The sequence below is a fragment of the Pseudoalteromonas sp. SCSIO 43101 genome, assembly GCF_023650775.1.
Classification (GTDB): Bacteria; Pseudomonadota; Gammaproteobacteria; order Enterobacterales; family Alteromonadaceae; genus Pseudoalteromonas; species Pseudoalteromonas apostichopi.
Window position 1 is genome coordinate 2935551 of record NZ_CP072673.1, and the last position, 25176, is coordinate 2960726.

Annotated in this window: 20 protein-coding genes; 11 read left to right on the top strand and 9 right to left on the bottom strand. The window is 42.4% G+C overall.

The window, feature by feature from the left end; translation table 11 throughout:
• Window positions 1-6 precede the first annotated feature (6 nt).
• The 3 genes from J8Z25_RS13655 to purL all read right to left on the bottom strand — a co-directional run bounded on the left by J8Z25_RS13655 (window position 7) and on the right by purL (window position 6828).
• Entirely contained in the window at window positions 7-189 is a 183-nt protein-coding gene (locus tag J8Z25_RS13655; RefSeq protein ID WP_054551055.1) for a YnbE family lipoprotein, read from the bottom strand.
• Window positions 182-2872, bottom strand: a complete 2691-nt coding sequence (locus J8Z25_RS13660) for an intermembrane phospholipid transport protein YdbH family protein (RefSeq protein WP_250661197.1) — start codon at window positions 2870-2872, stop codon at window positions 182-184. Before J8Z25_RS13660 ends, J8Z25_RS13655 begins: the two co-directional genes overlap by 8 nt.
• Window positions 2873-2943: 71 nt before the next feature.
• Window positions 2944-6828 carry a phosphoribosylformylglycinamidine synthase gene (gene purL / locus J8Z25_RS13665; RefSeq protein ID WP_250661198.1) on the bottom strand — a complete coding sequence of 1295 codons (3885 nt, stop codon included), beginning with the start codon at window positions 6826-6828 and terminating at the stop codon, window positions 2944-2946.
• A gap of 310 nt (window positions 6829-7138) precedes the next feature.
• Between purL and mltF the strand changes: the two genes are divergently transcribed.
• A complete protein-coding gene (gene mltF, locus J8Z25_RS13670; protein WP_130050621.1) occupies window positions 7139-8608 on the top strand; it encodes a membrane-bound lytic murein transglycosylase MltF in 1470 nt (489 codons plus the stop codon).
• Window positions 8609-8702: 94 nt separating this feature from the next.
• Window positions 8703-8873 carry a hypothetical protein gene (locus J8Z25_RS13675; RefSeq protein ID WP_167658517.1) on the top strand — a complete coding sequence of 57 codons (171 nt, stop codon included), beginning with the start codon at window positions 8703-8705 and terminating at the stop codon, window positions 8871-8873.
• On the opposite strand, the gene tadA is transcribed toward J8Z25_RS13675, so the two are convergent.
• Window positions 8874-9371 carry a tRNA adenosine(34) deaminase TadA gene (gene tadA, locus J8Z25_RS13680; protein ID WP_130050620.1) on the bottom strand — a complete coding sequence of 166 codons (498 nt, stop codon included), beginning with the start codon at window positions 9369-9371 and terminating at the stop codon, window positions 8874-8876.
• A gap of 180 nt (window positions 9372-9551) precedes the next feature.
• Between tadA and J8Z25_RS13685 the strand changes: the two genes are divergently transcribed.
• Window positions 9552-10856, top strand: a complete 1305-nt coding sequence (locus tag J8Z25_RS13685) for an inosine/guanosine kinase (RefSeq protein ID WP_130050619.1) — start codon at window positions 9552-9554, stop codon at window positions 10854-10856.
• A 6-nt stretch (window positions 10857-10862) separates the two neighbouring features.
• Here J8Z25_RS13685 and glsB read toward each other — a convergent pair whose 3' ends face one another.
• From glsB to ftsY, 5 genes are all read right to left on the bottom strand, one after another.
• Window positions 10863-11783: a glutaminase B gene (gene glsB, locus J8Z25_RS13690; RefSeq protein ID WP_130050618.1), complete on the bottom strand. Its 921-nt coding sequence runs from the start codon at window positions 11781-11783 to the stop codon at window positions 10863-10865.
• An 80-nt stretch (window positions 11784-11863) separates the two neighbouring features.
• Window positions 11864-12727, bottom strand: coding sequence for an RNA polymerase sigma factor RpoH (gene rpoH, locus J8Z25_RS13695; RefSeq protein WP_054551048.1), 864 nt, complete (start codon window positions 12725-12727; stop codon window positions 11864-11866).
• A 224-nt stretch (window positions 12728-12951) separates the two neighbouring features.
• Entirely contained in the window at window positions 12952-13938 is a 987-nt protein-coding gene (gene ftsX / locus J8Z25_RS13700) for a permease-like cell division protein FtsX (protein ID WP_130050617.1), read from the bottom strand.
• A complete protein-coding gene (ftsE, locus tag J8Z25_RS13705; protein ID WP_130050616.1) occupies window positions 13935-14612 on the bottom strand; it encodes a cell division ATP-binding protein FtsE in 678 nt (225 codons plus the stop codon). The genes ftsX and ftsE overlap by 4 nt, the downstream gene beginning before the upstream one ends.
• Window positions 14613-14666: 54 nt before the next feature.
• On the bottom strand, window positions 14667-16985 hold the full coding sequence (ftsY, locus tag J8Z25_RS13710; protein ID WP_250662035.1) for a signal recognition particle-docking protein FtsY: 2319 nt from the start codon (window positions 16983-16985) through the stop codon (window positions 14667-14669).
• A gap of 209 nt (window positions 16986-17194) precedes the next feature.
• Between ftsY and rsmD the strand changes: the two genes are divergently transcribed.
• The 8 genes from rsmD to fis all read left to right on the top strand — a co-directional run bounded on the left by rsmD (window position 17195) and on the right by fis (window position 25005).
• Window positions 17195-17812 (top strand): 16S rRNA (guanine(966)-N(2))-methyltransferase RsmD, encoded by a 618-nt coding sequence (rsmD, locus tag J8Z25_RS13715; RefSeq protein ID WP_130050615.1) that lies wholly within the window; start codon window positions 17195-17197, stop codon window positions 17810-17812.
• Between the two features lie 145 nt (window positions 17813-17957).
• On the top strand, window positions 17958-18173 hold the full coding sequence (rpsU, locus tag J8Z25_RS13720) for a 30S ribosomal protein S21 (protein ID WP_002957797.1): 216 nt from the start codon (window positions 17958-17960) through the stop codon (window positions 18171-18173).
• Between the two features lie 21 nt (window positions 18174-18194).
• The gene (locus tag J8Z25_RS13725; protein WP_054551044.1) at window positions 18195-18641 is read left to right on the top strand and encodes a GatB/YqeY domain-containing protein; all 447 of its coding nucleotides are present in this window, start codon (window positions 18195-18197) and stop codon (window positions 18639-18641) included.
• A gap of 135 nt (window positions 18642-18776) precedes the next feature.
• A complete protein-coding gene (gene dnaG / locus J8Z25_RS13730) occupies window positions 18777-20528 on the top strand; it encodes a DNA primase (RefSeq protein ID WP_250661199.1) in 1752 nt (583 codons plus the stop codon).
• 123 nt (window positions 20529-20651) lie between these two features.
• Window positions 20652-22505 carry an RNA polymerase sigma factor RpoD gene (gene rpoD, locus J8Z25_RS13735; RefSeq protein ID WP_130050613.1) on the top strand — a complete coding sequence of 618 codons (1854 nt, stop codon included), beginning with the start codon at window positions 20652-20654 and terminating at the stop codon, window positions 22503-22505.
• Window positions 22506-22569: 64 nt separating this feature from the next.
• Window positions 22570-23451: a 50S ribosomal protein L11 methyltransferase gene (gene prmA, locus J8Z25_RS13740; protein ID WP_130050612.1), complete on the top strand. Its 882-nt coding sequence runs from the start codon at window positions 22570-22572 to the stop codon at window positions 23449-23451.
• 270 nt (window positions 23452-23721) lie between these two features.
• The gene (dusB, locus tag J8Z25_RS13745; RefSeq protein ID WP_054560983.1) at window positions 23722-24693 is read left to right on the top strand and encodes a tRNA dihydrouridine synthase DusB; all 972 of its coding nucleotides are present in this window, start codon (window positions 23722-23724) and stop codon (window positions 24691-24693) included.
• A 21-nt stretch (window positions 24694-24714) separates the two neighbouring features.
• A complete protein-coding gene (gene fis / locus J8Z25_RS13750) occupies window positions 24715-25005 on the top strand; it encodes a DNA-binding transcriptional regulator Fis (RefSeq protein WP_002957804.1) in 291 nt (96 codons plus the stop codon).
• The last annotated feature ends 171 nt before the right edge of the window (window positions 25006-25176 follow it).

Consider the following 25176-nt stretch of genomic DNA (forward strand, 5'->3'; position numbering starts at 1 on the left):
TGCTCCTTAGAATAATTCACTATCATCACTGAATAAGGTATCAAGTTCTTTATCCACTTTTACGCGGATCTCATGATCAACTTTTACATTTAAGTTGATTGTAATCGGCTCTTTTGCTGCCACCTCTACACGGTGAGTACAGGCACTCAACATGCCTACAGCCGTCAGCATTACTAACCACTTAGCCATCATTGCTTCCTTTTTTTGCATACTCTTTCTCAACTCTTTGAGTAATTTCATCACTTAAACGCAGTGCCCTAAGTAAAGTAAATACATTCTCTTCATGATTATAATTAAAGTTCACCGCTTGTTGCTGCGCTTCATTATAACCCTCTAAATTGACACCTAAATGTAACCAACCATCTGGTTTGAGATTAACACTACTACGTAGTTTTTTAATATCTAAATTTTCAAGTAAACTCAGCGTTGTGCTCAGTTCCTGCTGCTGTGCCTTTACAGCTTCAAAACCTGCATTATTGGTGATCAGTAATTTACCGTCACCTTGATTAACCAGCTGCCCTTGCTTTACTTCTACCCCCTGCTTGCTTATTACAACAGGTAAGGTGCCCGCTAAGCGGCCACTTAAACTAATTCCAGACTCAGCATCAAGGGTGACCAGTTTGCTGGCATCAATATTTTCAAACTTAACAGTCGCGGTTTGGTTATCACTCAGTGGACAGTAGCTATTCACCACAAATTCCCCCCCCATAACCTGACCGGTTAGATTAGCTGCGCAAGGCTGGTTAGCCGTTACCTGCAACTGACCCTGTATATTTTTCACCACTGCACCTGCACGCAGTTCATTAAGTGTAAATTTAGTCGCTGCAATATTAAGCTGCCCTGAATTAAACTTCCCGTTTAGATCCACAGCAAAATCGTTCGCGAGGTAATCGTTGTAAAGCGCACTGAATTTATCTATGTGCAAACTACCCTGTGCTTGTTGAAGATTTACATCACCTTTAATAATGCCCGAAACAACCCCATCAGTGACAGTAGCAAGGGGCTCAAACTGATAAATTATAGGGTTAAGCTTAGCAATTGTCTGCTCTGGTATCACGAGTTCAAATGGGTGCGCAACCTCAGACATATGGTGGCTAATTAGCACTTCAAAGCCATCTGCAAACACATGATGCGTTGCCTGTAAGGCGCGACTTTGTAGTGCCTTTGTAACGACGGACAACTTATTTAAGGTAAGCTCCGGAGTTGTTAATTTGGCGGCAGAGGTTTTGGCATCAATATCAGCAAATAACTCCCCCACACTTAGGTCTGTTCTGAGAGTTAGCTCATTACTGATTTTTGCTGCGTTAATATCATTATAATTTAATGATTTAACATTGCTGTTAGCTTTAACAATTAAGTGCTGCTGGGCATTATGCTCAGCGTCAATAGTGCTAGTAAAGTCAGCTATCGTTGCATCCGATATAAGCGCGTTTTTAACACTTACATTTGCATTCAATTGAGCAACTATTGGACTCGCAAATAACTCATCAATGTTTAGCTTTCCTTTAGCCTGAATCCCGTCAGCCTGTAAATCTAAAAATGCTGGTAATGAATTCAATGACAGCTGAAAACCTGATTTAACAGTTCCATCATTTAAATGAGCATCAAGCTTAAATTCACTTATATCTTCACTGTTAAAATGAATGCCAACTTGGCTTTTAAGTGATGTGAGCGGGTTCTGTAAAGAAAGTGACGTATTACTTACTTTTATCTCGCTTTGCCCCTCATTTGCTTGCAGCTTAACTATAGGGACTGATAGCAACTCACCATCAACACTTAACGGTTCTGCAATTTGCAACTGCCAAGCAAGCGGCAGCTGCGCTCTAATAAATGATTGGTACTGTTGGTTTGCTATATAGGTAAAACAATCTTGGTGTGCACTAAATTGATTCCGTAAAGCTGATAAATCCGCGTTTAGATGCTGTTGATTTAGTTGGTACTTTGCACTCAGGCTCCCTTCAGTAGCAAAACTTAAGTCACATTGCTCTAAAGCGTGCTGATAATTTACATTTACCATGCTTTCAATAGCAACCGTAATACCATCAAACTTAACCTGTGACTGAGTAGTAAAATGGCTGTTTTTAGGCAGTTTGATGAATCGTTCAAGCACTTTCTCATCAAGGGTGAGATTGGCTTTCACTTCATAATTTGATATTTCAACGTCTGCACTGATATCACGTGAAATCGTAAAGTGATTTAAGCGTTTTTCCTGTATCGCCAACCTAACAGGATTGTCGGTAAACGGTGAGACTACATCAAGCTGCTGAATGCTAATTAGCGGTCTTTGCTCTGGTAATACTAAAGCGAGCTTTGTGAATTCTGTTTGTGAAGAGTCAGGTTGTTTACTTACCTGATTGCTAAGAGTGAGATTAGCGCGAGAAACTGTTATCTGCTGCTTATTAGCAATAATACCAGCCAACTCAATTTGCTGTCCTTGGTAGGTTAAACATAATTTCTCGATATTTAAATCAAGCTTGCTGGTTAATGACCAATCAATACAATGAAGCGCAACGCCATTTTTACTGAGCATAGGTGTTAAGTACCACGATGTCAGTGGCAATCTGAACAGATACGCCAAAAGCACCATGCTTAGCACGATACCTAGCAACCCTACGCTTATCCGTTTAAAACTCAAAAAACTCTCCTTGCTTCTCGCTTCTCGCTTCTCGCTTCTCGCTTCTCGCTTCTCGCTTCTCGCTTCTCGCTTCTCGCTTCTCGCTTCTCGCTTCTCGCTTCTCGCTTCTCGCTTCTCGCTTCTCGCTTCTCGCTTCTCGCTTCTCGCTTCTCGCTTCTCGCTTCTCGCTTCTCGCTTCTCGCTTCTCGCTTCTCGCTTCTCGCTTCTCAGATCATTATAAACAAAAAGGCCACACATGATAGTGCAGCCTTTTTAGTTTAAACGGTTTGTATGAACCTAGCTTGTATAGCTAGGTACATAGCTAAGTTCTAGCCAACGTTTTTGCGTGCGTTGCGGAACATACGCATCCATGGGCTATCTTCACGCCATTCATCTGGGTGCCATGAGTTAGCAACCGTACGGAATACACGCTCTGGGTGCGGCATCATAACCGTTGCACGACCATCTGTAGAAGTAATACCTGTGATACCCTCTGGTGAACCGTTCGGGTTAGCTGGGTATTGCGTAGTTGGGTTACCGTAGTTATCAACAAACTTCACTGCCACAGTACCTGACTCAAGCGCTGCTTTAACTGCATCAGTGTTTGCGAACTCAGCATGGCCTTCACCGTGAGAAACAGCGATAGGCATACGTGAACCTGCCATACCATTAAAGAATACTGATGGGTTTTCTTGCACTTCTACAAGGCTAAAGCGAGCTTCAAAGCGCTCTGACTTATTCGTCACGAAACGTGGCCAGTGCTCAGTACCTGGGATCAATTCTTTCAATGTTGAAAGCATTTGACAGCCATTACACACACCTAAGCTGAATGTATCTTCGCGGTGGAAGAAGCTTTGGAACTGCTCACGAGCCATCTCATTAAATAAGATTGACTTAGCCCAGCCTTCACCTGCACCTAGAACGTCACCGTAAGAGAAGCCACCACATGCCACTAAGCCTTTAAATTGCTCAAGTGTTAAACGACCTTCAAGGATATCGCTCATGTGAACGTCAACCGCAGCAAAGCCTGCACGATTAAATGCAGCAGCCATTTCTAAGTGAGAGTTAACACCTTGCTCACGAAGTATCGCCATTTTCGGCTTCGCACCTGTAGCAATGTAAGGCGCTGCAACATCTTCGTTTAGGTCAAAGTTTAGTTTTACGTTAAGACCTGGGTCTTTTGCATCAAACTTAGCATCAAACTCTTGCTTAGCACATTCTGGGTTGTCACGGCGTGCTTGCATTTGGTAAGTTGTTTCAGCCCAAATAGTACGAAGCTCAGTACGCGTGTGGTTAAGTACTACATCATCACCACGAGTGAATACCACGCGGTCATCAGCGTTTAATGTACCAATTTCATGACTGATAGCAGCTAGACCGTGGTCGGCAAGAACCGCTTTAACTGCGTCTAAATCGTCATTAGCTACTTGAATCACTGCACCTAACTCTTCATTATAAAGCGCTTCGATGTCTGAACCTGTTAAGCCTGCAAGGTCAACAGTTACACCCGTGTGGCCAGCAAATGCCATTTCAGCAACCGTAGTGAATAAGCCACCGTCAGAACGGTCATGGTAAGCAAGTAACTTATTATCAGCTACAAGTGCTTGCATTGCGTCATAGAAACCTTTTAATAATGCTGGGTTATCAACATCAGGTGTCACATCACCTAGTTGCTTATAAACCTGTGCAAGGCTTGATGCACCCATACGGTTTTGACCAGCACCTAAATCAACTAATAATAGTGATGAGTCACCTTTATCAGTGCGTAGTTGTGGGGTTACTGTTTTACGAACATCTTCAACACGACCAAATGCAGTGATGATCAGCGATAATGGTGCAGTAACAGATTTTTGTTCACCGTCTTCATCCCATTGAGTTTTCATAGACATTGAGTCTTTACCCACAGGGATTGTTAAACCAAGTGCAGGACAAAGCTCTTCACCTACAGCTTTAACTGCTTCATAAAGACCCGCATCTTCGCCAGGGTGACCAGCTGCAGCCATCCAGTTTGCAGATAGCTTGATATTTTCAAGGCCACCGATGTTAGCACAAGCGATGTTAGTTAGAGACTCAGCCACAGCTAAGCGAGCAGAGGCACCGTAGTTTAAAAGTGCAGCTGGTGTACGTTCACCTAATGACATTGCTTCACCGTGGTAAGTATCAAACGCAGCAGCGGTTACCGCACAGTTTGCTACTGGCACCTGCCAAGGACCTACCATTTGGTCACGAGCAACTAAACCCGTTACCGTACGGTCACCAATAGTGATTAAGAATGTTTTCTCAGCAATCGTTGGTAAGCGTAATAAACGCTGTGCAGCATCAGCAGCATCGATGTGAGCAATGTCTAATGGTTGCGATTGTGCTTTTTTCGATTCAACTTCGCGGTGCATTTTTGGTGCTTTACCAAGTAATACATCAAGCGGAAGATCTACAGGACTGTTACCGAAGTGGCTATCTTCAACCGTTAAGTGACGCTCTTCTGTTGCTTCACCAATAACAGCGTATTCTGCACGCTCACGTTTACAGATTGCTTCAAAGCGCGCGAAGTCTTCTGCCGCAACAGCTAATACGTAACGCTCTTGAGATTCGTTACACCAAATTTCGTGTGGTGCCATACCCGGCTCATCGTTTGGAATGTCACGAAGTTGGAATTTACCACCACGACCACCGTCGTCTACAAGCTCAGGGAATGCGTTTGAAAGACCACCTGCACCCACATCGTGGATGAAAGCGATTGGGTTTGCATCACCTAGCTGCCAACATTTGTCGATAACTTCCTGACAACGACGTTCCATTTCTGGGTTTTCACGCTGTACCGATGCAAAGTCTAAATCTTCGTTTGATTGACCTGATGTCATACTAGACGCAGCACCACCACCAAGACCGATGTTCATTGCCGGACCACCTAGTGCAATTAGCTTAGCACCTACAGGGATTTCACCTTTTTGAACATGTTCAGAACGAATGTTACCTAAACCACCTGCAAGCATGATTGGCTTGTGGTAACCACGTACTTCTTCACCGTTATGGCTTGATACTTTCTCTTCGTATGTACGGAAGTAACCAAGTAAGTTAGGACGACCAAATTCGTTATTGAATGCCGCACCACCTAATGGACCTTCTGTCATAATATCAAGTGCATTAACGATACGACCAGGCTTACCGAAGTCAGTTTCCCAAGGTTGCTCGTAGCCAGGAATACGTAGGTTAGATACCGTGAAACCAACTAAACCAGCTTTAGGCTTAGAACCACGGCCTGTAGCACCTTCATCACGAATTTCACCACCAGACCCAGTCGATGCACCTGAGAATGGCGCAATCGCAGTTGGGTGGTTATGAGTTTCAACTTTCATCAAGATTTCGATGTTTTCTTGATGGTACGCGTACTCACCCTCAAGATTAGGGAAGAAACGACCCGCTACCGAACCTTTCATTACCGCTGCGTTATCTTTATATGCCGATAACACGTTTTCAGGGTTCTGCTCGTAAGTATTTTTGATCATTTTGAACAAAGATTTTGGCTGCTCGATGCCATCAATTGTCCAATCAGCGTTAAAGATTTTGTGACGACAATGCTCAGAGTTTGCTTGTGCAAACATGAATAATTCGATGTCGTTCGGGTTACGCCCTAACTTTTGGAAGTTTTCTACTAAGTAATCGATTTCGTCATCTGCAAGCGCAAAACCTTGCTCAACGTTTGCTTTAGCAAGTGCTTCACGGCCACCACCTAAAATGTCAACTGATGACATTGGACGCGGGTCATCGTGGCGGAATAATTTAGCTGCATCAGCCATATCTGCGTGAGTTGCTTCAGTCATACGATCATGTAACAACGCTGCAACTTCAGCTGTTTGATCAGCTGATAGATTACCTTCAACGTAGTATGCAATACCACGCTCAACACGGTGAACTTGGCTTAAGCCACAGTTATGTGCGATGTCAGTTGCTTTTGATGCCCAAGGCGAGATAGTACCTGGACGCGGCGTTACAAGAATTAACGTGCCTGCTGGCGTGTGCTCAGCAATCGTTGGACCATAAGTAAGCAGTTTTTCCAGCTTTGTTTGCTCATCAGCTGAAAGTTCAGCAGTGAGATCTGCAAAATGCATGAACTCAGCATAAACGTCAGTAACTGGAAGTTGTGCCTGTTGGCAACGCGCTAAAATTTTCTGAACTCTAAAATCGGAAAGTGCTGGTGCACCACGAAGGATCAACATAGGTATTTTCATCCGGGGTTAGGGATTGAACGATATTTTAGGCGCATATTATAGTGCAAATAACGTCTAGATTTAACTCAAAATTACGCTTTTATTTAAATAATCTCGATAACCGCTATTATGGTCACATCAATTAACTATCTTAGTACTCATTATTTTTCTGCAGGTTCTTGTTCTGTATGACTTATCTACCTTCCCCCTGTTACGATTATTAATTTTTAAATAGATATATAAAACTATTCGCCAAGTGACGTGGCTTTGAAGTTTTGTTATAACGGTAACGTAATGGTTTAAGGGGCATTTATAATCTATGCAAAAGTTACTCGCTATTTTTAGTTTAGTGCTCATGTTATGTGCGTGCGATATGCAACAGCAACCCTCGCAACTCGCTCATATCAAGGCACAGAACAAAATTAGAGTCGGCACTTTAGCTGGTGCGAGTAATTACTATCAAGCACCGCAAGGTGTGCAAGGCTTTGAATATGAACTCGCTCAAGAGTTTGCTGACTATGTTGGTGTTGAGCTTGAAATGGTGCCCTTTTTTAATCTATCCGATATGTTCGCACGCTTAGAAAGTGGCGATTTAGATATAATAGCTTCAGGTCTTACATATAATACGATTCGAGCTGAACATTATCGCTTCGGCCCAACCTATCGCACAATTAGCCAAAAGCTGGTCTATAAACAAGGCCGCACTCGTCCTCGTGAGTTTTCAGATTTAACCGGTAACCTAACTGTTCTAGCAAAAAGCAGCCATTCGTTGGCGCTACAGCAATTAAAACAGCTGAATCCAGAGCTTAGCTGGAACGAAACTGAAGACATGGATGAAGAAGAGCTTCTGCAAGCTGTAATCGACGGTGAAATTGATTATACCCTAGCTGATTCACACACCTTGTCGTTGTTTCGCCGCTACCACCCAAATTTAAGCATAGGTTTCTCGGTTACGCGAAATGACCCTATCGCTTGGCTACTAAGAAAAGATGGTGACGATTCTTTATATGCCTTGATGGTGCCATTTTTTGGTGACGTAAAACAAAGCAACCAGCTTTATGTTCTAGAAGAAAAATACTTCGGCCATGTTCGCCAGTTTAATTATGTGAACACCCTAGCTTATATCGAAGCAATAAAAGAGACCTTACCTAAATACCAACCTTGGTTTGAGCAATACGCTGGCAACATAGATTGGCGATTACTGGCAGCCTTGAGTTATCAAGAATCAATGTGGAACCCAAGAGCTAAGTCACCAACGGGTGTGCGTGGTATTATGATGCTCACTCAAGCAACTGCAAAACAGGTCGGCGTAACTAATCGATTAGAACCAGAGCAAAATATTAAAGGCGGTGCAGAGTACCTTGCCAAAGTGATCTCTTGGATCCCTGAACGCATCCCACAGCCTGACAGAACTTGGTTTGCCTTAGCCTCTTACAATGTTGGCTGGGGACACGTAAACGACGCTCGTATCATCACTGAGCAAGAAGGTGCAAGCCCTGACAAATGGGCTGATGTTAAAAAGCGCTTACCTCTTTTAATTAAAAAGCGTTACTATCGTAAAACCAAATATGGTTATGCGCGGGGCGATGTCGCTGTGCAATATGTTGATAATATTCGTCGTTATTACGATGCGTTAGTTTGGCTTGACGAAAATGATGCTATTGCTAATCCCGAGAGCGAGCAACAAACAGCTGAAGAAGCAAAACCTGCAACAGAGGCAAGCGAAATAAAACCAAGCGACAACACTCAACAAACTAACTCAGAGCAGCAGAAGTCAGAAAACAACTAACTTCAAGCACCGAAATCTGTTTACTTGTCATCAAATGATCATTATCTTCCTGTAGAGATCAATATAATGCTTTACTCTCACTTAAGGAGCACACATGTTAAAAAGAAGACGCAAGACACATAAGTTCAAGCGAAATGTTATTTACTCAACGGCTACACGTCGTCGTATCATGCTACGCAATACACACAAAAAAGTTATCTGGCGTCGCCGCCTATTTGCGATGCAGTTAATGGAAGCACAAGTTCCTGCAACGCCGGTTGTCTAACTAGGCGTTGCGAGCAGCCAGCTTTGCCGCCTTTTTCTCTTCTCTACGACGCTTAAAAAACTTAGAAATCACCGCTCCACACTGCTCACTCATAACATCACTAGTTACTTCAACTTGATGATTAAGCCTAGGTTCTTGTAGAAGATTCATAATTGAGCCTGCCGATCCTGTTTTTGCGTCCTTAGCGCCAAATACAAGTCGCTTAATACGGCTATGAACCAAAAGGCCTGCGCACATCGAACAAGGTTCTAAAGTTACATACAGAGTGCAATCTATTAGGCGATAGTTGTTAAGTACTTTTCCTGCTTCACGGATTGCCATCATTTCTGCATGAGCTGATGGATCGTTATCAATAATTGAGCGGTTATAGCCATAAGAGATCTGTTGATTGTCTTTTACGAGTACTGCACCAACTGGAATTTCATTAATCGCAGCCGCTTCATTGGCGTAGCTCAATGCTTTCTCCATCCAATACTCGTCGCTAAATTGTTCGCTCATATATCACACAAATCTTGTAAAACTGTGAGTAATTATACCTAGTTAGTGAAAAATGTCGGCAATAAATGCTGCTACAATTAAAAATTAACGCAAAATTTAGTGGCTTTTTCATGGCTCAATGGACCCATATTGCGCTATAATCTCGCGCTTTTTTTATTTAGCTTACAACACGGGTAGCAAATGAAATTTCCTGGACGCCGCAGGCATAAACATTATTTTCCGGTGGAAGCCAAAGATCCACTGACGAATCAACTTAACTCAACCGACCGACTACAACGTAGTTATATTACGGGTATCGACCAAATTGTGGTGGATATTGAAGCGAAAGTTGATCAAGCTTTCCTAGATGAATTTCAATTGCGCCGTGGCATGTCGCAAGTGATCGAAAACGATATTACCAATGCGTTATACGACAGACTGAAACTCGATAACATGATCGATTATGAGTTTGCCGGTGGTACGGTAGGTAACACCATGCACAACTATTCAACACTTGCTGACGACCGCTCAGTGTTGTTAGGAGTAATGAGTGAAAATATCAAAATCGGCAGCTATGCATACCGTTTTTTATGTAACACCTCTAGCCGCGTTGATCTTGACTATCTTCAGCCTGTAGATGGCCCAATTGGTCGCTGTTTTACCTTAATTGACGAGACAGGTGAACGCACCTTCGCAATTAGTGCAGGGCTTATGAATCACCTTCGCCCTGAATCAATCGATCAAGCTCTTATTGAAAATTCATCAGCATTAGTGATCAGCGCATATCTGATGCGTACTCAAGGTGATGAAACCATGACAGAAGCCACTATGCAGGCAGTAAAATATGCCAATGATGCAGGTGTTCCTGTGGTTTTAACCCTTGGTACTAAGTTCTTAATTGAACAAGATCCAGCTTGGTGGGCTGATTTTGTTAAAGAACATGTTGATATTCTTGCTATGAACGAAGAAGAAGGTCTTGCTATTACAGGTTTTGAGGATCCGCTTCTGGCTGCCGACAAAGCGCTAGACTGGACTGATTTAGTTATTTGTACTGCCGGCGAAAAAGGCTTATTTATGGCAGGTTACGTAGACGATTCATTCAAGCGTGAAACAGAATACCCATTATTACCAGGTGCAATTGCTGACTTTAACCGTTATGAATTTTCGCGCGCAATGCGTAAAGAGGACTGCCAAAACCCTATCCGTGCATACAGCCACACAGCACCGTTTATGGGCGGCCCTGATAGTATTAAAAACACTAATGGCGCAGGCGATTGCGCTCTTGCTGCGGTCCTACATGACTTGTCAGCCAATGTTTACCACAAACTAAATGTGGCAAACTCAGCGAAGCATCAACAACCTGCAATAACTTACTCATCACTTGCACAAATCAGTAAATACGCTAACCGTGCGAGTTATGAAGTACTGGTTCAGCACTCACCACGTTTATCTCGTGGCTTACCAGAACGTGAAGATTGTTTAGAGCAAGTTTACTGGGATCAGTAACCGCAACTAAAAAATAGAAATATCCAGTTTCTGGGATAAACGCTCAAGAGCCGCTATCCCAGCAACTGAATTCCCATATGAGTTAAGTCTTGGCGCCCAAACAGCCACTGTAAATTGATTCGGTAACACAGCTAAAATAGTGCCCGAAACCCCAGATTTACCCGGCATACCCACACGGTAGCCAAAATCCCCCGCAGCATCGTATAAACCACTAGTAAACAGCAACGAGTTTAACTGCTTGTTTTGTCTAGCACTAAGTACTTCTTGCCCATTGGCATCTTTACCTTGGTTCGCTAAGTAGCTGTAAGCTTTTGCTAATTCTACGCAGTTCAGCTCTATGGCACAGAAGTTAAAGTAAGCCCATAAAACATCATCAACTTCATTATTAAAGTTGCCAAATGACTTCATTAGATGCGCCATCGCGGCATTGCGGTGACGAAACTCATATTCAGAATTAGCCACTTTCTTATCAATAACAACCTGAGCATTACCTGATAACTGGCGAAATGATTCAAGCATAGAGTGCATCGGTGCAGATAAACGACTGTATAAAGCGTCACAGGTGACAATAGCACCGGCGTTAATAAATGGGTTGCGTGGTATGCCCTGCTCAAACTCAAGCTGTGTGAGTGAGTTAAAAGCAGTGCCTGAAGGTTCTTTTCCGACTCGCTGCCATAATTCATCGCCATAACGCTGAAGCGCTAAGGTTAAGGTCATTACTTTTGAGACAGATTGAATCGTGAAACGCGTACTGCAGTCACCAGCGCAATAAGTTTGCCCATCCACGGTATGAATTGCAATTGCGAATTGGTTTGGTTCAACCTCTGCTAGCGCAGGAATATAATCAGCAACCTTACCTTGGCTCAGTAATGGCTGAACTTCTTTTGTGATTTCATCTAATACGTGTTGATAATCAATCTGTGACATACCGCGTCCTTTAAAACAAAAAGCCCCGCATTTGCGAGGCTTTGTAGTCTACTAAAGATGGTTTGCTATAGCGATTGCTATTAGCTCATAGCTGATTGCAGTTTTTTCATCGCTGTTTTTTCTAGTTGGCGAACACGCTCTGCTGAAACATTGTATTTCTCAGCAAGTTCTTGCAGTGTTGCTTTATCGTCAGCTAACCAACGCGCACTTACGATGTCTTGTGAACGCTCATCAAGCGTTTTTAACGCACTGAATAAGCGTGCATGAGACTGTTCTTGCCATTGCTGCTCTTCGATATCATCAGCAAGATCTGCACTGCCATCAGTTAAATATTGTACTGGCGAGTATGTGCTTGTCGGTGCATCGTCATTGTCATCGCCCGTTAAGTCAAAGCCCATATCTTGGCCACTCATACGTGATTCCATCTCACGTACTTCTTTTTCACTTACACCTAGCTCATTAGCAACTGTGCTAACTTCAGCTTGGTTAAACCAACCTAAACGCTTTTTATTTTTACGTAGGTTGAAGAATAATTTACGTTGCGCTTTTGTTGTAGCAACTTTCACGATACGCCAGTTTTTCAGTACGTACTCATGAATTTCGGCTTTGATCCAATGTACTGCGAATGAGACTAAGCGGACACCTACACTTGGGTCGAAACGTTTTACCGCTTTCATCAGACCTATGTTACCTTCCTGAATTAAATCAGCTTGCGGTAAGCCATAACCTGAATAGCTTTTCGCAATATGAGCAACAAAGCGCAGGTGCGACATAATGAGTTGCTTCGCAGCTTCAAGATCACCTTCTTCCTGAAGACGAGTCGCCAACTGCTTTTCTTTCTCTGCATCAAGCATAGGAATAGTGCTAACCGCTTGAAGGTAGCCGTCCATACTTGCGCTCTGTTGACCTGCAGTAAGTGCCATTGCGTATAAATCTTTACTCATTTTTCACCTCAGTGATAAACATTTGAAACCATCTTAGCACTCTTTAAGCGAGAGTGCTAACTTCAATTAAAAACTTTTTTAAAGTTCAAATCAAGTGGTTTTTGTATCTATTTTTAGTCTACGCTAACACGCTGAATAAGCGATGAATTCTAGCTTGGAGTGATATTTTTAAAAATTTACGCGAATACTATTTATCGCTAAAAACGAAGTGTAACAACGAATTGTTACACTTTATCGGGTTCAATTTCTTTTATGTAGCGGTTAACTGATAGGTAAGAACCAACAAATCCTAACCCTGTTGCAAGGGCAACCAAAATGCCAAACTCTTTCAGTGTTAAGCCAATTAAGTCAAAGTTGGTTTCATATACGCCAGCAACATCACTCACCGCAGCGCCAAGCCACCACATCATTAAAGCAACACAAATAAAAGAGAACAAACCACCAATAATGCCGTACCAAATACCCGTCCATAAAAATGGCGCATGAATAAAGGTATTTGTCGCCCCTACTAATTTCATCACTTGAATTTCATCTTTCTTATCCATGATCGATAAACGGATCGTATTACCAATGATCAGGGTAACGGAGGTTAATAATAGTAGAGCGATGGTAATCACGCTTTCTTTTAATAAACTTAAAAGTGCGTTTAAGCGTTCAAGCCAAGCAATATCGAGCTTACCAAAGTCAACTTCTCTTTCGGCTTCCAGCTTTTGTAATAATTGCTTTGCCGTATTAGGCTGACGGTATCGTGCTGTGGGTGTGACAATAACAACATCAGGTAACGGGTTAGCATCTAAATACTCAAGTGCTTGACCAAATCCTGATACTTGTTTGAATTCAGTGAGGGCATCGCCTTTTGATATAAACTCCACTTTATCTACTTCAGGGTAGAGTGCTAAACGCTTAACTAAAGTCTGCGTTTGTTGTTCAGTCATGGTTTCTTTTACGAACAACGAAATCTCTGCAGCATCTTCAAAGCCACTGCTTACTTGAGAGACATTTTTAACTACTAAATAAAGTGTCGCAGGGAGCGTTAAGCTTAAACCTAATACCGCAATGGTCATCAATGAAGCAAGAGGCGTTCGCCACATTTCACCTAGGCTGTGCACTCCTTGACGAATAAGGTTAATAAAGAAGAAATAAGGCGCAGCTAAAAATGACTTTTTCTGACGTTCGTTTTGGCTATTACGACTTTTAAATAATAAACTCATAGCGTCCCCTCAGCTAAAGGGTCCTCAATCATGCGACCATCTTTCAGCGTTAGACTGCGATAACGCATACGCGCAATTAAGCCGATATCGTGAGTTGCAATGAGCACAGTTGTACCATGATTATTAAAGTCTTCAAATAAACGTAATATGTCCATTGAAAGCTCAGGATCTAAGTTACCTGTAGGCTCATCGGCTAGTAAAATAGGTGGTGAATTTACGATAGCTCGGGCAATACCAACCCGCTGCTGCTCACCACCCGATAACGTTGCAGGATTACACTTTGCTTTATCAAGTAACCCAACTTTATCAAGCGCACCATGAACACGCTTAGCTATTTGCTTATGGTGTGTACCTTCTATGATTAAAGGCAAAGCAACATTATCAAACACTGAGTAACGTTCTAGCAAACGATGATTCTGGAAGATGATACCTATATCGCGACGAACATAAGGGATCTGACGGGATTTAACTGCATTTAAATCAACACCATTAATAAGCACCTGCCCCGCCGATGGACGCTCCATCAAGCTAATGAGCTTTAATAATGTACTTTTACCTGCACCACTATGCCCTGTTAAAAAGGCCAATTCGCCAGGTTTAATATGAAAGCTGACTTTTTCAAGGGCACGATGGCCACCTGGATATGTTTTACTGACTTGCTGAAAATTTATCATTTTAGTTATCAATCATCTTGCAGCGAAAAAAGGGAGCAAGCTCCCTCTAATTAATTATGCGTCATCCTCGTCTTGGCTAAATAGCGCATCAATAAAGTCACTACTATTAAAGGTACGTAAATCATCAATACCTTCACCAACACCAATGTAACGAATTGGGATGTTAAATTTATCTGCAACGGCGAAAATCACACCGCCTTTTGCGGTACCATCTAATTTAGATAAAGTGATACCTGTTAAACCAACACATTCATTAAATAGTTTAACTTGGCTAATTGCATTTTGACCCGTACCAGCATCGATAGTTAGCATCACTTCATGCGGTGCATCTGGGTCAATTTTCTTCATTACACGAGCTATTTTCTCAAGCTCCTGCATTAAGTTGTCTTTATTTTGCAAGCGACCTGCTGTATCAGCGATTAACACATCAACATTACGCGCTTTTGCTGCCTGAAAAGCATCAAAAACTACTGAAGCACTGTCTGCACCTGTATGTTGAGCAATAACAGGTATGCTATTACGCTCTCCCCAAACTTGAAGCTGCTCAACCGCTGCAGCACGGAAAGTGTCACCTGCAGCAAGCATCACCGACTTACCTTCACTTTGGAATTGCTTAGCTAATTTACCAATTGTAGTGGTTTTACCAACACCATTTACACCCACCATTAAGATAACAAATGGTTTTTTATCACCACTTACAACCAGCGGTTGCTCCGCAGTTTTGAGCATGCTTGCCATTTCTTGCTTCATTAGCTCGTATAAAGCATCACCATCTTTTAACTGCTTACGATCCGCTGCATCTGTTAGGTTATCAATCAACTTCATAGTTGTATCAACACCTAAGTCCGCTGTCAGTAACTGTGTCTCTAGCTCTTCGAATAACTCATCGTCTATTTTCTTACCACTAAAGATAGAGGCAAATCCTGAGCCGATATTAACGCGAGTTTTTAATAAGCCCTTTTTAAGGCGCGCGAAGAAGCCTTCTTTCTTCGGTTTTTCAGCGGCTTGAGCTGCTTTTTCTTGCTCTAAGCGTTCAGCTTGTGCTTTTTCTGCAGCAATGCGCTCTTGTTCTACACGTTCCGCTTCCGCCTTTTCTGCCGCAATACGTTCTTGCTCTAAACGTTCAGCTTGTGCTTTCTCTGCCGCGATGCGTTCTTGTTCTACACGTTCAGCTTCTGCTTTTTCTGCAGCAATGCGCTCTTGCTCTAAACGCTCAGCTTGTGCTTTTTCTGCAGCAATGCGTTCTTGTTCTACACGTTCAGCTTCTGCTTTTTCTGCAGCAATGCGTTCTTGCTCTAAACGCTCAGCATCGCGTCTTTCTGCAGCAATGCGTTCTTGTTCTAAGCGCTCAGCTTCTGCATTTTCTGCCGCGATACGTTCTTGTTCTAAACGCTCAGCATCGCGTCTTTCTGCCGCGATACGTTCTTGTTCTAAACGTTCAGCTTGTGCTTTCTCTGCCGCGATGCGTTCTTGCTCTAAACGCTCAGCTTCTGCATTTTCTGCCGCGATACGTTCTTGTTCTAAACGTTCAGCTTGTGCTTTCTCTGCCGCGATGCGTTCTTGTTCTAAACGTTCAGCTTGTGCTTTCTCTGCCGCGATGCGTTCTTGCTCTAAACGCTCAGCATCGCGTCTTTCTGCAGCAATGCGTTCTTGTTCTAAACGCTCAGCATCGCGCCTTTCTGCAGCAATGCGTTCTTGCTCTAAACGCTCAGCTTCTGCATTTTCTGTCGCGATACGTTCTTGTTCTAAACGTTCAGCATCGGCTTTTTCTGCCTCGATACGTTCTTGTTCTAAACGTTCAGCTTGTGCTTTCTCTGCAGCAATGCGTTCTTGCTCTAAACGCTCAGCATCGCGTCTTTCTGCAGCAATGCGTTCTTGTTCTAAGCGCTCAGCATCGGCTTTTTCTGCCGCGATACGTTCTTGTTCTAAACGCTCAGCTTCTGCTTTCTCTGCCGCGATACGTTCTTGCTCTAAGCGCTCAGCATCACGTCTTTCAGCTGCAATACGCTCTTGCTCTAAACGTTCTGCTTCCGCCTTTTTGGCTGCAATAAGCTCAGCTTCGCGTTGCGCTTGTTCAGCGGCAACACGTTCTTGCTCTAATTTCATAGCCGCTTCTTGCTCTGCAAGACGGGCTTGTTGTTCTTGACGTTGCTGCTCTGCTGCTTGTTGCTCTTGAGCTAAGCGATCCGCTTCGGCTTTTTCTGCTGCAATGCGCTCTTGCTCTAAACGCTCCGCTTCCGCCTTTTCGGCTTCAATACGCTGCTGTTCTTCTATTTGCTTCTGGTTATCAGCCTCTTTTGCTGCTTGTTCTGCTTGTTGCTTATCTGATTTGCCAAAACCAAACCAAGACAGGAATTTACTTTTTTTTGCCATACTTGCTAATAACCACTTATAAAAATCTGATAAACTTATATGAATAATAGTTTGGTGACAGTTCAGCTTTTTAGCCAAACATAAACAGGTACCATCTATCGCTAAGATCGCAATACTATCACTTTTAGCGCTGTAGAAAAATGACACGCTAGCTATTGCATACAATATTATCTGAGCTAGGGGTCAGTTACCAATAATTAGTGAATTAAATGAGAAAAAAATCAACAGCTAACCGCCAAACAAAAGCAGCGAATAATAAATCATCAAATGGCTTTATTCGTATCATTAGTGGGCAATTTCGCGGTAGAAAATTACCAGTAAAAGATGTGCAAGGCTTGCGCCCAACCACAGATCGTATAAAAGAAACCGTATTCAACTGGCTAATGCAAGATACACGTGGCGCAGCTGTACTCGATTGCTTTGCCGGTTCTGGCGGTTTAGGTTTTGAAGCTTTATCTCGCTTTGCAGAACGTGCTGTCTTTTTCGAGCTAGATAAAGGTGCCGCTAACCAATTACAAGAAAACATTAGCACTCTTAAATTGGATAATGCCGCAATAAAACAAGGTAATAGCCTTTCATTATTGGACCAAAACACGCAAAACGAGCAATTTGATCTAATTTTTGTTGACCCACCATTTCGACAAAATTTGGCTGAAAAAAGTTGTTTTTTACTCGAAAAAAATAACTGGTTAACTGCCCAAGCACTAATTTATGTTGAGGTCGAAAGCGAACTAAGCGACTTAGACATTCCAGATAACTGGATGCTTTTAAAAGAAAAAACTGCTGGGCAAGTGATTTGTCGTTTGTATCAACGCGAGACAAATTAACACTATTTTGCAAACCTAGTTTCTGTTAATATTATTCTTTACATGTGGTGTTGCTTCGGATTACAATACCGCACCATTTTTGAACCACTTGATCGTTATTCGATCAACTTGAGCAACGCTCATTATTTAGGTAGGTGAATTTTTAATGCCAGTAATTAAAGTAAGAGAGAACGAACCGTTTGACGTAGCACTTCGTCGCTTCAAGCGTTCATGTGAAAAAGCAGGTATCCTTTCAGAAGTTCGTCGTCGCGAGCACTATGAAAAACCAACAGCTGAGCGCAAGCGTAAAAAAGCTGCAGCAGTAAAGCGTCACATGAAGAAGCTTTCTCGCGATAACGCACGTCGCGTTAAATTATACTAATCAGTATTTGGTCTTGTATAAATGAGCCTTTTATTAACGCTAAAAGATGCGCAAAAAGATGCGATGAAGGCAAAAGACAAAGAACGTCTTAAGCCTATCCGCATGGTACTTGCTGCAATCAAGCAACGTGAAATTGATGAGCAAATTACGCTTGACGACGACGGTATTACCGCTGTTTTAGTAAAGCTTGTTAAACAACGTCGCGATTCTTACACCCAGTACATTGATGCGGGTCGTGAAGATTTAGCTGAAATTGAAGCCAGTGAGATTAAAGCACTTGAAGAATTCTTACCTCAACAACTGAGTGAAGAAGAAATCATTGCTCTTATTGACTCGGCTATAGCTGATACAAACGCAGCGGGTATGCAAGACATGGGTAAGGTAATGGGAGTTATCAAAAGCAAAGCTGAAGGTCGTGCCGATTTAGGTAAGATTTCTGGCTTAATAAAGCAACGATTAACTGCCTAACCCCCACATACAGATGTATGATTCAAGCAAACCGAGCCTAGTGCTCGGTTTCTTGCTTTTAGTCTTTCATAAACACAGTAATTGTGTTCAAATCTTATTTTAGAACGCATAGATAGTGCAGGAAAAACAACAGCTATGGCCGGAAAGATCCCTCGACAGTTTATTGATGATTTACTCGCTCGCACCGATATTGTTGAGTTAATTGATTCGAGAGTTGGCCTCAAAAAAGCGGGTAAAGACTACCAAGCCTGTTGCCCTTTCCATAACGAAAAGTCACCTTCTTTTACCGTTTCTCAAGATAAACAGTTTTACCACTGCTTTGGTTGTGGTGCGAATGGCAATGCAATTTCGTTTGTTATGGAATACGACAAATTAGAGTTTGTTGATGCTATTGAAGAATTAGCAAGTATGCTCAATTTAGACGTACCTCGCGAACAAGGCACAAGCTCTGGACCGCAGCGCACCGCAGAACAAAAGCGCTCTGATTACGATTTAATGTTGCATGCTGCTCGCTTTTATCAACATCAATTAAAGCATCATGCCAACTCAAAAACGGTTATCGACTATATTAAAGGTCGTGGTTTAAGCGGTGAAACAGCGAAAAAGTTTATGATTGGTTATGCGCCTAGTGAATGGGAAGCACTCTGCCAACAACTTGGCCGCAACAAAGAACAAAAAGAACAACTTGTTGAGTTAAAGCTTGCCTCTGAAAAGTCGCCTGGTCGCCAATTTGATTTCTTCCGTGACCGACTCATGTTCCCTATTCGCGATAAACGCGGTCGGGTGATTGCGTTTGGTGGCCGTGTTATGCAAGCGGATCAAGGTCCAAAATACCTCAACTCACCAGAAACGCGTATTTTCCATAAAGGCTTTGAACTTTATGGTTTATACGAAGCCAAGCAAGCACATAAAAAACTTGAACATATTCTAATTGTTGAAGGTTATATGGATGTTGTTGCTTTAGCTGAGCAAGGCATCGAATATGCCGTTGCAGCCCTTGGCACTGCAACTACCGCAGAGCATATGCACACTTTATTTAGAACTACAGATAAAGTGGTTTGCTGCTACGATGGTGACCGTGCTGGCCGCGATGCTGCTTGGCGTGCTCTGGAGAATGCGCTTCCTTATCTTGCAGATGGCAAATCATTAAAGTTTGTGTTTTTACCAGACGGTGAAGACCCTGATTCACTGGTACAAAAAGAAGGTAAAGACGCTTTTGAAGCAAGGTTAAAGGAAGCCGATGATTTTACCAAGGTGCTGTTTAATAAGCTCAGCCAAGAGATTGACCTTACACAAGATGCAGGTAAAGCAAAGCTACTTAGTGATGCCCTGCCGTTGATTGAAAAAATTCCCAGTGATTTTTACCAAGAAAATATATTGGAACATCTTGGCCGCTTAATAGGTCGAACAAGAGAGCAATTAAATAATCGCGTTAAATCACCAAAGCAACAGCACTCTATTGAACGTAAATTTAAAATAACGCCGATGCGCCAAGCGATTGGTATTTTATTGCAACACCCAAACTTGGCGACCAGCATAGCTTATATGCCGGAATTGGCAGAAATGAAAATAGCTGGTATTGAGCTGTTTTTGCGGATACAGCACTTAGCGCTAGAGCGTGAAGGCATAACGACAGCACAAATTTTAGAGTCATTTCGCGATACCGCCGAATATGACGCGCTGGTTAAATTAGCAACTTGGCAGCACCAAATAAATGACGATCGTTTAGAGACTGTTTTTAAAAATACTTTTAAATTTATTGAAGACCAGTGTTTAAATTATCGACTAGAGACCCTATTAATAAAAGACAAGACCCAAGGCTTAAGCAGTGAAGAAAGGCTAGAATGCCACTTACTGACGCAAGCGTTAAAAGGCAGCAACAGCTAGTCAGAATTGAATAATGCTGTTATACTGTGCTATTCACTGCGTCTAGTTAGTTTTCGTGTCGCTTAATTAATAAGCGAGCTGGCGCCTGTTGTATCAACTTTCAGAGTGGAAGAATAAATCTCTATGGATCCAACTCCTCAGTCACAATTAAAGCTTCTGATTCAAAAAGGTAAAGAGCAAGGTTATTTAACTTTTGCAGAAGTTAATGATCACCTTCCACAAGACATTATCGACTCAGATCAGGTAGAAGATATCATTAGCATGATTAATGATATGGGTATCAAGGTAAGTGAAAACGCGCCTGATGCCGATGAATTAATGATGCAAGAAACAACGACAGACGAAGACGCAGCAGAAGCCGCGGCAGCTGCACTTGCGACTGTAGAAAAAGAGATCGGTCGAACAACTGACCCTGTACGTATGTATATGCGTGAAATGGGTACTGTTGAACTTCTTACGCGTGAGGGCGAAATCGTAATCGCTAAGCGTATTGAGGAAGGTATTAACCAAGTACAGATTTCAGTTGCTGAATACCCAGAAGCAATTACCTATCTACTAGAGCAATGGGACAAGTTTGAAGCAGAAGAAATGCGCTTAAGCGACATTATTTCTGGTTTCTTTGACCCTAACAATGAAGATGAATCACAAATCTCTGCAACACACATCGGTTCTGAGTTAAACGAAGAGCAACTCGACGACGAAGACGACGAAGAGGATGATGATGAAGACAGTGATGACGATGACGATAGTGATGGCGATACAGGCCCTGATCCTGAAGAAGCGCGTATTCACTTCGAAAATTTACGTGAGCTTTATAACAAAGCACGCGATACGTTCGAAGAAAAAGGTCGCTCACATCCTGATTCACAGGAAGCTATTACAGAAATCGGCGAACTATTTAAAACATTTAAATTAGTGCCAAAACAGTTTGACCGCATGGTTAATAACATGCGTGAAATGATGGACCGCGTTCGTGTACAAGAGCGTATTATCATGAAGCAAGCTGTACAAATTGCTAAGTTACCGAAAAAGAACTTCATCAAGCACTTTGCAAACAACGAAACGGATGCTAGCTGGATTGACCTTGAGATTGCTGCAAATGAGAAATACTCTGTAGCTCTTGAAGAAGTTAAACCAGAAATCATTCGTTGCATCAGCAAACTAAGTGCAATTGAAGAAAGCACGGGTCTTAGCATCGAACGAATTAAAGACATCAACCGTCGTATGAGTATTGGTGAGGCGAAAGCTCGCCGTGCGAAGAAAGAAATGGTTGAAGCGAACTTACGTCTTGTAATTTCAATCGCGAAAAAATATACCAACCGTGGTTTACAATTCTTAGACCTTATCCAAGAGGGTAACATTGGTCTAATGAAAGCGGTTGATAAGTTCGAATACCGCCGTGGATATAAGTTCTCAACTTATGCAACATGGTGGATCCGTCAAGCAATTACGCGTTCGATTGCTGACCAAGCACGTACCATCCGTATTCCTGTGCACATGATTGAGACGATCAACAAGTTAAACCGTATCTCTCGTCAAATGCTACAAGAGATGGGGCGTGAGCCGAGCCCAGAAGAATTAGCTGAGCGTATGTTAATGCCTGAAGACAAGATCCGTAAGGTACTTAAAATCGCTAAAGAGCCAATTTCAATGGAAACGCCAATCGGTGATGATGAAGATTCGCACTTAGGTGACTTCATTGAAGATACCACTATAGATTCACCTATTGATTCTGCAACAATGGAATCATTACGTGGCGCTACAAACGACGTATTAGCAGGCTTAACAGCACGTGAAGCTAAAGTACTGCGTATGCGCTTTGGTATCGACATGAACACTGATCATACATTAGAGGAAGTTGGTAAGCAGTTTGACGTAACACGTGAGCGTATTCGTCAAATCGAAGCGAAAGCGTTACGTAAATTACGTCACCCTTCTCGCTCTGACTTACTGAAAAGCTTCTTAGATGCTAAGTAATTTAGTATCGCATTTTTAACTAAAAGGCCGCTGTTGCGGCCTTTTTTCTATTCGAGAGATATTCATGGCTTGGATCCAAATTCGTATCAATGCAAACGCTGACAACGCAGAATTAATCAGCGACTTATTAATGGACACTGGCAGTGCCTCAGTGACCTATGTTGACGCCAAAGATACCCCTATTTATGAGCCAAAGCTTGGCACAGTTCAACTATGGGCTGATACCACTGTCATTGGCCTTTATGACGCAAACCACGATATGGACAGCGTTGTAGAGACTCTAAAAGCTGAAGCAACACTCGCCGATAAACTTGTTTATAAGATTGAACAGCTTGAAGATAAGGATTGGGAACGAGAGTGGATGGATAACTTCCACCCAATTCAATTTGGTGAACGCTTATGGATCTGTCCAAGCTGGCGTGATATTCCAGATCCTAATGCTGTTAATGTATTACTCGATCCTGGTCTTGCTTTTGGTACGGGTACCCATGCAACCACGGCGCTTTGTTTAAAATGGCTAGAAAGCCAAGATTTAACAGGTAAAACCGTTGTCGATTTTGGTTGTGGCTCGGGTATTTTAGGAATAGCGGCAATCAAATTAGGTGCTGAGCGCATGATTGGTATCGATATTGATCCACAAGCCCTTGAGGCAAGCCGCGATAATGCAAAACGTAATGGTGTTGCAGATAAACTTGAAGTGTATTTACCTGAAGATCAGCCAGAGTTCACAGCCGATATTGTGGTTGCAAACATTCTAGCTCAACCACTTCGCGAACTACATGAAGTGATCTTAGGCCTTTTAAAACCGAATGGTAAAATTGCTATGTCAGGTATTTTAGAAGAGCAAGCTCAGTCTGTTGCCGACGTTTATGCCCCATTTTTAGTCCTTGATGAAGTGGCTGCTGAGGGGGAATGGACCCGAGTAAGCGGCATAAAGAAAGCCTAAACAGCCCTAGAGCATTTACTCAAACATAATAGGTAAAGCCAGTATTTAACAGGCTTTACCTTATTTTTACAGTTAGTAGTTTCTCACTTTTTAGTGAGTAAAAATTTTTCTGTTCAAATAACAAACAAATCAACCTACCCGTCAAACTGTTATCAAAAGTCAATACGAAAAGGGCAAAAAAAAGTCACTTTTGTTCAATTTATAGCCTTTGATTTTTGCTAAAAAAGCCGTAAACTTAGCGCCCCTTGAAAAGAGGCCAATTGAATAACAGTGCGTATCGGTTCATACCAACTTGAGAACAACGTAATTGTCGCGCCAATGGCAGGCATTACAGACAGACCATTTAGACAACTTTGCCGTCGCTTAGGTGCTGGCCTTGCTGTTTCTGAAATGCTCTCGTCAAACCCGAAAGTATGGAAAACCGAAAAATCGATGAACCGTATGGATCACAGCGGTGAGTCGGGAATTCGCTCGGTGCAAATCGCCGGTGCCGATCCTGAGCTTATGGCGCAGGCAGCACAATTCAATGTCAGCAATGGTGCACAGATCATAGATATCAATATGGGGTGCCCGGCTAAAAAAGTGAATAAGAAACTCGCAGGCTCTGCCTTATTACAGTTTCCTGAATTAGTACAAGAGATACTCGATGCCGTTGTTAATGCTGTCGATGTCCCTGTCACTTTAAAAATCCGTACCGGATGGGATCAGGATAACCGTAATGGTGTCGAGATTGCGAGAATAGCTGAACGTTATGGCATTGCCTCACTTGCAGTACATGGACGAACACGTGCATGTATGTATAAAGGTGAAGCAGAGTACGCCACAATTAGGGATATTAAACGTTCAGTGTCTATCCCTGTCGTTGCCAATGGTGATATTACTTCACCAGAAAAAGCAAAGCAGGTTTTGGATTATACGGGTGCAGATGCCATTATGATTGGTCGAGCCGCCCAAGGTCGCCCTTGGATTTTTAGGGAGATAGACCACTATTTGCGAACTGGAGAACATTTGCCAGCACCTGAAATTTCAGAAGTGCGTAGCATTTTGATGGAGCATTTAGACAATCTTCATCAGTTTTACGGGGAGCCAATGGGAGCGCGTATCGCTCGAAAGCATGTATCTTGGTATTTGCAAACCCATGACAGTGACGGTCAGTTTAGGCGAGTATTTAATGCGTTAGATAACCCACAGGCACAAGTCGACGCATTAGAAGAATACTTTAAAACACTAGCAGCTAACTAAGAAAGAAAGAGACATATAACGATGTTCGAACAAAACGTGACTTCTCCATTTATCACAAACCCTCATGTACAGTCACACGAGAAACCACAGCCGTTGCGTGATGCAGTGAAAAAAGCTGTTCATCACTACTTAAAGCAACTTAATGGTCAAGACGTACAAGACGTATACGACCTTGTTCTTTCTGAGCTAGAAGCACCATTACTTGAAGAAGTAATGACGTACACGCGTGGTAACCAAACTCGTGCTGCAATCTTACTAGGTATCAACCGTGGTACTTTACGTAAGAAGCTTAAAAAATATGGCATGAACTAATACTGGTTATTGAAACCGTAATCATTCTAACGAGCTATCGTTATAATTGCTTACAGCTTCATAGTAACTGGTAATAAGTTATTTGAAAAAAGCACCTTAGGGTGCTTTTTTTATAGCTGTTAAAAACTATGCAAAATCCTCACGCTTTAAACGTCGTTTTTTAAAGCAGAT